This window comes from Segatella copri, from assembly GCF_009494835.1.
In the GTDB taxonomy this organism is placed as follows: Bacteria; Bacteroidota; Bacteroidia; order Bacteroidales; family Bacteroidaceae; genus Prevotella; species Prevotella copri_F.
Genome location: NZ_VZBE01000078.1, coordinates 25,936 through 38,818, shown reverse-complemented (window position 1 = coordinate 38,818; position 12,883 = coordinate 25,936). Strand labels below are relative to the sequence as shown.

7 protein-coding genes are annotated in these 12,883 nt (G+C 48.9%); 3 read left to right on the top strand and 4 right to left on the bottom strand.

The window, feature by feature from the left end:
• Positions 1 to 68 precede the first annotated feature (68 nt).
• A complete protein-coding gene (locus F7D47_RS11810; protein ID WP_153086271.1) occupies positions 69 to 4,556 on the bottom strand; it encodes an acyl-CoA dehydratase activase-related protein in 4,488 nt (1,495 codons plus the stop codon).
• Positions 4,557 to 4,604: 48 nt separating this feature from the next.
• Positions 4,605 to 5,972 carry an MATE family efflux transporter gene (locus tag F7D47_RS11805; protein WP_153086272.1) on the bottom strand — a complete coding sequence of 456 codons (1,368 nt, stop codon included), beginning with the start codon at positions 5,970 to 5,972 and terminating at the stop codon, positions 4,605 to 4,607.
• 173 nt (positions 5,973 to 6,145) lie between these two features.
• On the opposite strand from F7D47_RS11805, the gene F7D47_RS11800 reads away from it, so the two are divergent.
• A complete protein-coding gene (locus tag F7D47_RS11800; protein WP_153086273.1) occupies positions 6,146 to 7,297 on the top strand; it encodes an N-acetyltransferase in 1,152 nt (383 codons plus the stop codon).
• A gap of 585 nt (positions 7,298 to 7,882) precedes the next feature.
• On the opposite strand, the gene F7D47_RS11795 is transcribed toward F7D47_RS11800, so the two are convergent.
• Both F7D47_RS11795 and F7D47_RS11790 read right to left on the bottom strand, forming a co-directional pair.
• Positions 7,883 to 8,521 (bottom strand): helix-turn-helix transcriptional regulator, encoded by a 639-nt coding sequence (locus tag F7D47_RS11795; RefSeq protein ID WP_006847727.1) that lies wholly within the window; start codon positions 8,519 to 8,521, stop codon positions 7,883 to 7,885.
• Between the two features lie 86 nt (positions 8,522 to 8,607).
• A complete protein-coding gene (locus tag F7D47_RS11790) occupies positions 8,608 to 11,211 on the bottom strand; it encodes a DUF5686 and carboxypeptidase-like regulatory domain-containing protein (protein WP_228113377.1) in 2,604 nt (867 codons plus the stop codon).
• Positions 11,212 to 11,574: 363 nt separating this feature from the next.
• Here F7D47_RS11790 and F7D47_RS11785 point away from each other — a divergent pair, with 363 nt between their 5' ends.
• Both F7D47_RS11785 and F7D47_RS11780 read left to right on the top strand, forming a co-directional pair.
• Positions 11,575 to 12,117: a phosphatidylglycerophosphatase A family protein gene (locus F7D47_RS11785; RefSeq protein WP_006847723.1), complete on the top strand. Its 543-nt coding sequence runs from the start codon at positions 11,575 to 11,577 to the stop codon at positions 12,115 to 12,117.
• 89 nt (positions 12,118 to 12,206) lie between these two features.
• Complete coding sequence (locus F7D47_RS11780) at positions 12,207 to 12,875, top strand: CDP-alcohol phosphatidyltransferase family protein (RefSeq protein WP_153086274.1); 669 nt, start codon at positions 12,207 to 12,209, stop codon at positions 12,873 to 12,875.
• Positions 12,876 to 12,883: the final 8 nt, after the last annotated feature.

Here is a 12,883-nt window from a genome sequence, read left to right as displayed (position 1 = left end):
ATTCTTTGAGGGATGAAAGACGGAGAGACCCATGTACGGTGTTTTACCGTACATGGGTCTGGCGTGTCTTATTTTGCGATACTGTCCAGGAAGAGGAGCAGTCGGTTGGTGACATTTACCTCTGAAACTCCGGAATCGAAGTCGAGCGATACGAGGTTGAGCATTGGGAACCGGTCGTGAAGACGTTTCTCGATGCCCTTGGAAATCACGTGGTTAGCGATGCAACCGAAAGGCTGGAGCGAGATGATGTTGTTCACGCCATCACGGATGTAACCTACGATGTCGGCAGGCAGAAGCCAGCCTTCGCCAAATTGGGCTGCGAGCGAAACCAGTCCCTGTACGTCCTTCGCATCATCATAGATATTGGTGAACGGACGGAAGTAGCGGAACTTGCCGGCTGCCTTGTTTACCTGGCGCAATCTTCTGCCTATCAGCGCCTGATAAGCGCCCTTGATGATGAAATCGGGCACTTTGGTGCAACTCAGCCGCATGTGTTTCTGTATCTCCACGTTCACAAATTCCTGCAGGAAGAAAGGGGCAAGCAGAGGCGGAACTACCTCTATGCCGCGCGAGATGATGTTCTGCTCCAGGAACTGGTGGGCGAAAGGATTGAACTTCAGGAAGATTTCGCCTACGATTCCTACCTTCGGCAGTTCTCTGTCGAGGGTCATCTGGTTGAATTCTTCGGCTGCCTGTTCCAGGAGTCGGATGAGTCCTTTGGCTGAATTCTGGGCGATAGGTCCGTCTATCAGCTGCATGTATTTATCGCGCAACTCTCTGGCAATGCCCGGTTTACGCTCTCTTACGATGCAGGCGTTGTACATCTCGTTGATTGCATCGCCATAGAAAATGGCGGTAACGATAATCTGACTGTATTTCAGCCAAGGCACATTGAAGCCGTCCTGCTCGTTGTAGTCTTGCTTGTCGTCTGTTGAGCCTGATGCTTCGCCTGTTGAGGCTGTTACACCGAGCGTGAGCAGCGGAATGTCCTGGAATCCATTGGAAATCATCGCACGCTTGATGAGACCGGCGTAGTTGGTTGCGCGACACTGGCCGCCCGTCTGACTCATCACTACTGCCGTATTGTTCAGGTCGTATCTGCCTGATTTCAAGGCTTTGATGATGTCGCCGACGATGAGGGTTGCCGGATAACAGACTTCGTTGTTGGCAAACTTCAAGCCGAGTTCAGCGCTTACCTCATTGCTCATTGGAAGTACCTCTACATCATAGCCTATCAGTTTCAGGATAGGCGGAATGATAGGGGTGAGGTATTCGGTCATGAAAGGAGCGAGAATCTTGCGATGAATATCCTGCTTGGTGAATACCTTGGTCTGCTGTAAATGTTGAATGTTGAGTGTTGAATGTTGAATTTCTTCTGCTGTTGAATTTTTCACTCTTCGTTCTTCACTCTTCACTTCCTTTACTCCCTTCAGGCTTTCTATCAGCGAGCGGACACGGAGCTTCAGGGAGCCGATATTGCTCACATCATCTATCTTCAGCAGCGTGAACGGCTTGTTGTGGCGCTTCATGATGTCGCGGATCTCGTCCTGGATAAAACTGTCAGGACCGCAGCCGAAGCTGGTCATCTGGACGAAATGAACCTCATCGCCCTGTTCGGCTGCCCATTGCGCTGCCTTCAGAATGCGGTTCATATACGCCCATTGCTTCACGAGATAAGTCTCTGGCTGACAGTTGTATGCTTCGTTGTTGTCTTGGCTGGCTAATGCTGCCTCATTTCTTTCTGCCGCCAGGTTCTCCAGATTGAATTCTTTGAAATCTGCAAAGAGATTACCCCGGGCGATATCTTCGCTGATGACGTTGACTCCCAGATTGGCTATCATCTCGCTCAGCTTGTGCTGAATCAGCGGGTCAGTATGATAAGGACGGCCAGCCAGCAGAATCGTAAGTCCCTTGTTTGGCTTTAGAATCTTGTCTTCGTTCGTTTTCTGAGCCTCTGTTTCTTCATTTTTCAGAATCTCCCAGCCCTGTTTCTTAATCTCAGCTGCATATACTGCCTGAGCATAGAGGGCCTCTCTCAGCGCTTTATGGGCAGTCTTCTTGCTTACTCCCAGTTGCTTGAGATAATCGGTAATCTGCTTTTCCAGCGCCTTAGGCTGGGCAAAGTTGATGACGGGCGTATCGATTGGTTTCTTCAGATTGATGACCGACTTGATGACATCGCTGTAGCCCGAAACGACCGGACAGTTGAAACTGTTCAGCGTATTCTTCGGGTCGTCATTATGTTCATAAACCACGTATGGCATGAGGATGCGGTCAACCTTCGGGTTCTCGTTGAGTTCCTTCAGATGGCTGTGAGCCAGTTTAGCCGGGAAGCAGATATTGTCGCTCATCACCGTATTCAAGGCTCCTTCATACTGGCTGAAAGTGGAATCGGAAGAGAGAATCACGTCCAATCCGGCTGCCCGGAGCAACGCATTCCAGAACGGATATTCCTCGTACATGTTGAGGATACGAGGAATGCCTACCCATCTACCTCGAAACGCGGTAGCAGGTGGGTTAACTGTCTCTCTATCAAACAGTAAACTGTATTTATATTCGTAAATATTTTTGCCTTTTATCCCGTTTGCTCCCTTGTTGTTGAACACACGCTCACACTTGTTTCCGGAGTAGAATCGGTTGCCGCCGGCAAAGGTGTAGCGGGAAACATAACAATGGTTTTCGCAGCCTTTGCATTGCAGCTGTTTGGTTTCATAATGAGCCAGATTCTGGAGATCATCGATGGATCTTGATAGGGCAGGGCGCTCGTCTTCTGCAGATGTGCGATGCTTGTAATCTGCCGCCGCATGAAGGGCACAGCCGTAGGCGCCCATCAGTTCCGGCATGTTGCTTCGTGCCACTTCGGTATGGGTGAGCAACTCAAATGCTCTTACCACCGCATCGTTTCTCATCGTACCACCCTGTACAACGATTTTGCCTCCAAGGTTCTCATTACCATGGAGTTTCAATACCTTATAAAGACAGTTCTTGATGACCGAATAAGAGATTCCGGCAGAAATATCAGCTACAGATGCGCCCTCTCTGAGCACCTGCTTCACCTTCGAGTTCATGAAGACTGTGCAGCGGGTTCCCAGGTCGCAGGGAGCCTTCGACTGGCAGGCGAGTTGGGCAAAATCGCCTACAGAATAACCCATGTTGTTGGCAAAGGTCTGGATAAATGTTCCGCAGCCCGAACTGCACGCCTCGTTGAGTTCCATGCGCACCACAGCCCCTTTCTCCACGAAGATTGCCTTCATGTCCTGTCCGCCGATGTCCAGGATAAAACTCACGTCGGGCATGAGTGAGGCAGCCGCTCTTTCGTGCGCCATTGTTTCGATAATGCCGCTGTCGAGGCCGAAAGCCGCCTTGATGAGTTCTTCGCCGTAACCTGTAGAGCAGGAGCCTACGATTTCCAGTTCAGCGCCTCGCAATGCAGCTTCCTGCTTCAGGGCGTTCAGTCCATCCGCTACTGCCTTGATCGGATTTCCCAGATTCAGGCGGTAATTGGTAAAGACAATATCTCCCGTAGGCGTCTCCGCATTCACCCTTACCGCAACAATCTTCGTCGTAGTAGAGCCTGAGTCAATACCAATCACAACCTGCTGTTTTCCTTTATTCAGCGGTTGGGTTTCGGTAGCGAATTTCGCCTTAGATTTGAGCCATTCCTGGTGCTCTTTTTCGTTCTTGAACAGAGGCAGCAGACTGCTGGTCCATTCCGTTTGTATTTCTTTTTTCATCCGGCTTCTGAGAACAGAAACTGAGGCTGCAGAATCTGCCGTTTTAGCCCGGTAAGCACAGCCCAGAGCCGGAATGAGATTGCTGTTTCCGGATACGATGAAGTCGTTTGGAGAGAGATGGAGATAATCGCAGAAAGCCTTGCGGAGAGCCGGAAGAAAGGTAAGCGGACCGCCGCAGAGCAGGATAGGAGCCTCGAAACTGATGCCGTGAGAAAGCGTTACCACCGTCTGTACGGCGATGGAATGGAAGATGCTGGCAGCAATATCGGCTTCGGGCAGATTGCGCGCCATCAGGTTCTGGATGTCGGTCTTGGCAAACACGCCGCAGCGGGCAGCCATCGGATAAACGTGCTCTGCCTTCATCGCCAACTCGCTCATCTTCTGGTTCTCTACGCCCATCAGCACACTCATCTGGTCGATGAAAGCGCCCGTTCCGCCGGCACAGTTGCCGTTCATGCGCAGTTCCATATTTCCGTTTTCCTTGAAGAAGATAACCTTCGCGTCCTCGCCGCCGATATCAATGAGCGCCTTCGCTTCAGGATGGGCCGTACGGGCATAGACCGATGCAGCCACCACCTCCTGTACAAACTCCGCCTGGAGCTGTTCGGCAGTAGCCATTCCTACGCTTCCCGTTACGCAGATTCTTGCCTCTGCATCGCCGGTAAGGGCTAAAATCTCATCGAAATATTGCGACACAAGTTCGTTGACACGAGCGTTGTGGCGTTCGTATTTTGAGTAAATTACCCGGTTATCGCTGTCGATAACGGCTATTTTGGCTGTCGTAGAGCCAACGTCCAATCCTATGTAATATGTCTTCTCCATTTCTCTTATCTCAAGTATTTCTCTTATCTTCTAGTATCTTCTTATCTTCTAGTGGCTTTTCCCAAGTTCCATCTGCTCTCTTCTCATATCCCTGAAAGCGCTCCAGGCTATCGGAACCGCAACGGCAAACGAGCAGCAATCTGCCCACATCTGACACATCTCCACGCCCAGCAGTCCGAAGAAATAGGGGAGGATGAAGATGAGCGGAATGAAGAAAAGTCCGCTTCGTGCTGCCGCTACGATGTTGGCTCTCACCGGTTTACGGATGGTCTGCATCAGCATGTTGGTGAGTACGATGCTGGCTACGAGCGGAAAACTGAGCACCTGCCATCGCAAAGCCACCGAACCTACGGCTACAACCGCTGCATCATCGCGGAAAATGCTGATGATGGAAGTTGAGAAGATGAAGCCGAGAAGGGCACAGACGCTGAGGAAAACCGTGCCGCATTTGATGCAGAAAAAGAAGGCTTCCTTTACGCGCCCATAGAGTTTGGCGCCGTAGCAGAATCCGCAGAGCGGCTGGAATCCCTGTCCCAGACCGATGACCATCGCATAGGTGAAGAAGGAGATGCGGGTAACGATGCTCATGCCCGCAATGGCTGCATCGCCAAACGCACCTGCTGCCACATTGAGCATCAGCGTAGCGATACTTCCCAGTCCCTGTCTTGACAGCGAAGGGGTTCCGCCGAAGATAATCTCCTTGGCAAAGGCGCGGGTAGGGGTGAAATTGCTGAGACGGATGCGGATGTTCTCGCCTTTATGCGTCATCCAGAACAGCATGGCGCAGCCGAAACACTGGCTGGTGAGGGTGGCTACGGCGGCTCCGGTAATGCCCAACTGAAAGTAGATGATGAGCAGAGGAGCCAGAATCAGATTGAGCAGCACACCCGACATGATGCCCTTCATCGCATACATCGTATTGCCCTGAAATCGCATCAGATTATTCAGCGTAAGCGAGGTGGTCATAAAGGGAGCACCCAGCAGGATAATGCCCAGATAGCGCTCTGTATAAGGAAGAATGGTGGGCGTAGAACCCATCAGAAGACAGAGCGGTGTGAGGAAAAGATGACCCAGAATGGCGATGAGGAGACCGGTAAGAAAACTCAGCACAAAGCCCGTGGTTGCCATCTTCTGTGCCTCTTCCGTATGCTTGGCGCCCAACTGTCGCGAAACATAATTGCCCGCTCCGTGACCGAAGAAGAAACCAATCGCCTGGATAACAGCCATTGCTGCAAAGGAAACGCCTACCGCTGCCACACTCTGCGTGTTGATGCTGCCCACGAAATAGGTGTCGGCGAGGTTGTACATGCTCGTCGACAGCATACTGATAATCGTTGGTATGGCCATCGTAAAAATCACATGATGCACAGGGGCATGAGTGAGGAACGTATAGTTGTCTCTTTTCTCTTTCTTCATAACTTTATGATGCTCTTTTGGGGCATTTCAACCTGCAAAGGTACATAAATATCCACAAAGTTGGACAATTATGAACAAACTTTTATAAATTTATAAGAAAAGAGTTGCATTATTCATAAAATTATTGTATTTTTGCACCGCAATTGAATATATATACATAAAACAATAGACTAATGAATGATGAGATAAGAATCATACCGATAACGACTAAAAAAGGGCTGAAAACCTTCATTCAGTTTCATTATGATCTCTACAGAGGCCATAAGTTTGCCATTCCTTTTTTGCGTTTCGACGAGATGAATACGCTGGACCCAAAGAAGAATCCTGCCTTCGAATTCTGCGAGGCTCAATACTTCCTGGCGGTTGACAGCGAGGCTCGTATCGTAGGTAGAATTGCTGCCATTATCAACCATCGTGCCAACGAAGAGTGGAACAAGAAGCAGGTTCGCTTCGGCTGGTTCGATTTCGTGGATAATGTTGCGGTTTCCTGTGCCTTGTTGCGCGCGGTAGAAAACTGGGGCAAGAGCAAGGGAATGAACGAATGCGTAGGTCCGCTCGGATTTACGGATATGGACCGTGAAGGCTTGCTCATCGAGGGCTTCGACCGGAAGTCTACGATGTATATCAATTACAATTATCCTTATTACAAGACGCATCTGGAGAGTTATCCGCTCTATGAGAAGGATAACGACTGGCTGGAGTACCGCATCAGGATTCCGGAAGTGACGCCGGCTAAGTTTGCCAAGACTGCCCAGATGATAGAGAGCCGATATAATCTGCATGTTCATAAGTTCACCCGCCGGGAACTGACCTCGGGAGGAATGGGCAGGAAGGTGTTCGAAATCGTGAACGAGACTTACAAAAATCTCTATGATTTCCAGCAGCTTACGGAGAAGCAGATAGATGAATATGTAAATACTTATATCAAGAAGGCTGACTTGAACCTGGTAACGGGTGTGGTAGATGGCAACGCTGGCAACAAGCTGGTTGCCTTTGGTGTTTCCTTCCCTTCGTTTACCGATGCGCTGCGCGAGATAGGCGATGGAAAGCTTTTCCCTACGGGTTGGCTGAAGGTGCTGAAGGTTCTGAAGTGGCACAAGACGGATACGGTAGATTTGCTCTTGATTGGTGTTCTTCCGGAATATCGCAAGAAGGGAGCCAACGCGCTTATTTTTGCCGATCTGATAAAGCAGTATCGCCGTTATGGCTTTAAATGGGCTGAGGCAATGCCGCAGATGGAGACCAATACCGGTGTTCAGAGCCAGTGGCAGTATCTGGAGAGCGAACAGCATCGCCGTCATCGCTGCTATAAGAAGAAGATTTAAAAGTCTCTGTTTTGAGCCGTTTAGTGGTAAATAAGATAGAAAATGGGCTAAAAAGTTAAAAAAACTAACTCATAGTATTGTGGTTCTCAACTCATAGCTTTCCGGTTAGCAACTCATAGCTTTCCGGTTGAGATAATTAAGAATGCATCGCAATAGGATGAAAAATGGCTGTAAAATGGCTGTTTTTTTCCATCGCGATGCATTATTTTTTGCGTCGTGACGCAATATTTTTTTCATCGCGACGCACCAATTCTTCCGTCGCGACGCATTAATTGCCCCCTCGTGAAGCATCATTGAAGCCTCCCGCTGGTCATCATTTAAGCCTCTTATCTGTCTTAATATAAGGCACTTCTCCGTCTTAATATAAGACGCTTGCCAAGAAAAAAGATGCGCTCTGGAAAGAGAAAATTAAGATGGGGGTTAACAGGTTAACAGTTAACACCCCAAAAATGCATACTTCCATCCACACACTTATATAAAAATAAGTATATATATATTATTATATAATAAGGTACGCGAGGGGGACCATGCAAAAAACAGCTGTTAACTGTTAACCCTGTTAACCCCCCAATGAAAAGTTGATAGTTAAATATAATATTCTGCCGAATCAACCAAACCGGCTCTCAGCGCATATTTCGTAGCCTCGTGAACGTTGTTTACGCCCAACTTGCGGAAGATGTTCTTGCGGTGGGTATTGACCGTATGGAAGCTGGAAAAGCGCTTCTCGGCTATTTCTTTCGTCGTCATTCCCAGCGCAATGTCTTTCAGAATCTCTGTCTCAGTCTTGGTGAGGTTGATTTTCTCCTGCTCCTCCTGTTTCGGAGCCAGAAGTACCTCCATCATGCGCTGGCAGACAAAACGGTTGCTTGCCACACAGAAACGGATCGCCTCCTTGATTTCCATTAGCGAACACTCCTTCAGCAATACGCTGAACTGCGTACTGCTGGCGATGAGAATCTTCACGAAATCGGCGCTCAGATCCTCACTGAACAGTAGCCAGCGCGTATAGGGGAAACGCTGGTTTAAAATAAGTAACTCGGCAGCATCATTGATGTCGAAAAGGGTATAATCGAGTATAACGACCGTATCCTCATTCTCCTTTAAGGCAAGCATCAGGTCTGCCTTGTCTTCGATGGTCCGGGTTTCCAAACCCTCTATCTTACTGATCACATAGCTCAATCCGGCTCTTGTGATGTCCTGTTTGTCTGCTAATAGAATCTTCATTGTGTTTACTCTCTTATATGTTGTTTATATATGTACGCAGATGCCTTGATGCAGTAAAATACTGCATCAAGGCATCTTTTTTCTTATTAGAATGACATGAGGAAACCCATACGGATGCCCCATTTTGAAATGTTTGCATGGTCATAATAGTTGAGGCGGCGAACATAATCTATTCCGAAGAACTTGAAGATGTTGTGCACGCCGGCTACAAACTCCCAGTATGGCGTCTTGCCAAAGGTATAGGAGTTGGTAGGGAACTTGAAGAGCTTCTCATCATTGATGTTCTTGCTCGGGTCGTTCTTGCTGGTCAAATCGCCCCAAACTCCCTTGATGGCTACATATTCACGCCACTTCAGCTTCTTGATGAGCGGAATGCGGTTGAGCAGCTTGCCGTTCATATCCCAGGCTACTGACCAGAACAGCTGGCGGTCGCTCAGGAACTCCCAGTCCTTCATCATGCTGATGGTTGCCTCCTGCTCGAAGAGAGAGAGGTTGACCGGTGGCTGGATGAGCATGGTGAAAGGCACTTTGCTCCACTGCGCCTTGCCCACGATGTTGAAATCCATATAGCCGAAACTTCCCAGCCACTGGCGCTTGTAAATGCCCAGCGTGGTGAGGTTGCTCTGATACTGGCCGCCCATGAATCCGTCTAAGCCCATGGTGTGGCGAAGCGAGATTTCAGGACTGTCGAGGTTGATAGGCAGGCGCTGCTGCTTGGTGTTGACATAGGTGACACCCGGGTTGTAATCTAAGCCTACACTCGCCTCAGTGGTGCGTATCTTGCGTATTTCCTCGCCGTCGCTCACCCTGTAGTAGTGGAGATTGCCCACGGTGCGGTTGCTCTGCCAGCGGAGGCTGGTGTCGAAGCGGAAACCCCAGTCGGTTTCGTAGGTGAAAGTCACCTTCTGGCGGTGATACTGATACATCTGGTCCTGCGTGGTGGCACGGAGGGTCATGAAGAAGTTGTCCTTGTTGTGCAGCAGGTTATCATCGGATGGAGATGTAATATCATGCCCCAGCTCGAAGGTAAGCTTGCGCATCGGGAACTCGAACGGACTGTTCTTCTTCTTGTTGAACGAATAGGTGAGCACATGGCCGTAATACCACTTGTTGCTCTTCAGACCGTAGGCGCCGTAACCATCCCAGAAGAAGTGAGGGTTGAGGGCTGCCATCGTTCTGCCCGCCAGACGCAGGCGCACGCCGTCTACGTAGTTGTTGGAGAGGAACGTGTTGATAGGTCCGAGGTCGAAGAGGCTGCGGCGGTCGTTGATGATGCTGTCTCTTTCAACACCCAGACTGTCTTTCACCGTTACCTTTTTGCCCTTGGTATGAGCCACTTCCACATAGTTCTCCATCAGGGCTCTCACACCGAAGATGATGTATTTGAATCCCTTGGAGTTCTCCATGCGGTGGATAAAGCTGTCCATCGAAGATTCGCTCTTCGTGAGGTCCACTTGTCGGTATTTGTTCCAGTAAGCCTCATCGCGGTTCATCGCATCCATATCGTGCCTGATCTTCGCCTTGCCCTTGAAGAGCTGCTTCGGCAAGGCATCGAAGGCATAATCGGTGATTCGCGTGTTTCGCACCACCAGCAGGTCCTGAAGGAGCTTGTTGACGTGCAGTTCGGCTATCATATCGTCTTTAGAGAGCACCCACTCGCCGTTGTCGAGCTTGGTGTACTCCTGTTCAATCTTCATGTCAGTAACCCAGTTTACATCGCTGTTGTGAGGCATGTAGAGGTTACATTTCTTCACGTGCAGGCTGCTGTCGGCAAGCACATAGAGCTCGCCTCGGAATCCGAAGTCCTGGCTGTTGGCTGGGATAAACTGCAGATGGTAGCAGAGGTCTCTTTCTACATACACCGTATCTTCGATGTAATAATGGTAGAAGCTGATGGCAGTTCTGCCGATAGGAGATGGGAATGGATACTGCAGCAGGCGCACGTAATCATCGTAGATGTCTACATCGGTGAACACCTCTTTCAGGGCGGTGTTGAGAATCTCTCCGGTCTGGATTACCTGTCCGATTCCATTGCTCTGCTGACCCTTGATGATGTCCTTTTCGGTCTTCGGATCTTTGCGGTAAATATGCTGTGAAACAGTTTCGTCGATGCTGACAGGCAGGGTGAGCTTTCCGTTGTATGGAGAGGTTTCTACCTGGTCGAGGAGATACTGGCGGCGCTGGAAGAACTTGCTTTCGAGCTGTTCCTTCTTCAGGTCGTTGAGCGCGAGTGTAATCTTCTGATACTTATCATATTGCACATAGTCGTGGTTGCTCAGATCGCTCTTTTTCTTGGCTGCAATCACGCGGCGCATCAGTTCTACGGCAGGATTATCCTTACGCTTGTAGCGGCCTTTTTTCGATTTTACCACCACTTCGGTAAGTTTGTGCGTATCGTCTTTCAGTTTGATTTCCAGGAAGTTGGTCTTTTCGTCAACCTTCACCGATGTACTCTTGTAGCTCAGTGCGCTTACGGTGAGCATGAGTCCCGGCTTCTTATCAATGGTAAACTTACCTTCTCCGTTGCTGGAAACCGCGATTTTATGTCCTTTGTATTGCACGCTTGCATACGGTACGGCAAAACCGTCGTCATCGATGACACGGCCTGTTATCTTCTGCTGAGCCATCATCTGAAGTGTAGAAATCATCAGAAGGATGACTGTAAAATACAACTTTTTAATACCTTTCATTTTTTATACCTTATTATATATAGGGGCTTCAAGCCCATGATTTAATCTTTCAGGATGCAAAGTTATAACATTATTCGTAAATAGACGCAAAAACCTATTCATTATTTCAGTTTTTTATGAGATTTTCAGAAAAAGGCTTCCATGCAGTTCCTTCTGCTGCCTGTTCTTGCTCTTCGCCGTGCGAGCCTGAGTGGTATAAAACCCCTTCATATTGCTCTATTTCACCTGTTTATCTGTCAATATATGATGAAATTCCGAAAAATATAAGAAAACTATTTGGTTAATTTAATTTTTTAGCGTAATTTTGCACACTGAAATTTAAAGAAGAAACGCCCTTCTGCGGGCTTATTAAACATTAAGAGAATGAATAACAAGGGAAATCTTACTGACGAGCGGCCTCCACTGCTGCCCGTCATCATAGGCACCGGTTTCGGCAGTGGCTTCTGGCCTTGGGGACCGGGAACGGCTGGCTCTGTATTGGCAACCCTCATCTGGGCAGCCCTGGCTTACGGACTCGGTATTACGGGCGAGAGTCTGCAGAGTATCACCTTCTTTCTCGTCATTGTTTCTACTATTCTGGGCACTTGGGCAACAGCGCAGTTGCAGCCTTACTGGGGCGAGGATCCCAGCCGTGTGGTCATCGACGAGATGGCTGGCGTGTGGATTCCCCTGTCGTTGCTGACCCCGCTTACGGCACAGGGCGAAGTGAAAGATGCCTGGTGGTGGGCATTGGTGGCACTTGTCCTCTTCCGCTTCTTTGATATGGTGAAACCGCTGGGCATTAAGAAACTGGATAACAGGCAGGGCGCCTTCTATGTGATGGCAGATGATCTGCTGGGCGGCTTCTATGCTGCCGTTTCTTTAATCATCATCAAAATCATACTGGTTTCGGCTGGAATCATCTAGTCTGGCATTTCTTAAAGCAGACAAATTCTTAAGCAAGCGTTTTCTTAAGCATACATTTCTTAAACAGACAATAAAAAATAGATAAAAATATGAATTATAGAGATTTCTTACAAAAAGTTATCTATGCCATCATCAATCCACTTATCAAGGGGATGATAGCAGTAGGTATTACTCCTAACATTGTTACCTTCGTAGGATTCCTGGGCAATATTGTGGCAGCCGGTTTCTTCCTCGATGCTGCATGGAAGCTCGGAACTGAGCAGGCTGACTATGCATCTTGCATGGTTACTGTAGGATGGGGTGGATTCATCATCCTGGCAGCCGGTCTCTTCGATATGATGGATGGCCGATTGGCACGTATGAGCGGCAAGAGCAGTCTCTTCGGTGCACTCTGGGATTCTACACTCGACCGCTACAGCGAACTGGTAAGTCTCTTTGGCATCTGCCTCATCTTCGTACGTATGCAGGGCGATATGACCTGGTTCTGGATGGGCGTAGTCACCTTTGCAGCGATGATCGGTTCTGTGATGGTAAGTTATGTCCGTGCCCGTGCTGAGGGCTTGGATATTGAGTGCAAGGTAGGTTTCATGCAGCGTCCTGAGCGCGTTGTCGTTACTGCCGTTACTGCGATGATTACCGGCTTTACAGGCAATATCTGGTGGCTGGCTGGCGGCATGATTCTGATTGCCGTTCTGGCAAACATCACCGCTTTCTGGCGCATCTGGCATTGTTATGTTGTGATGAACGCTCATAAATAATAAACTCA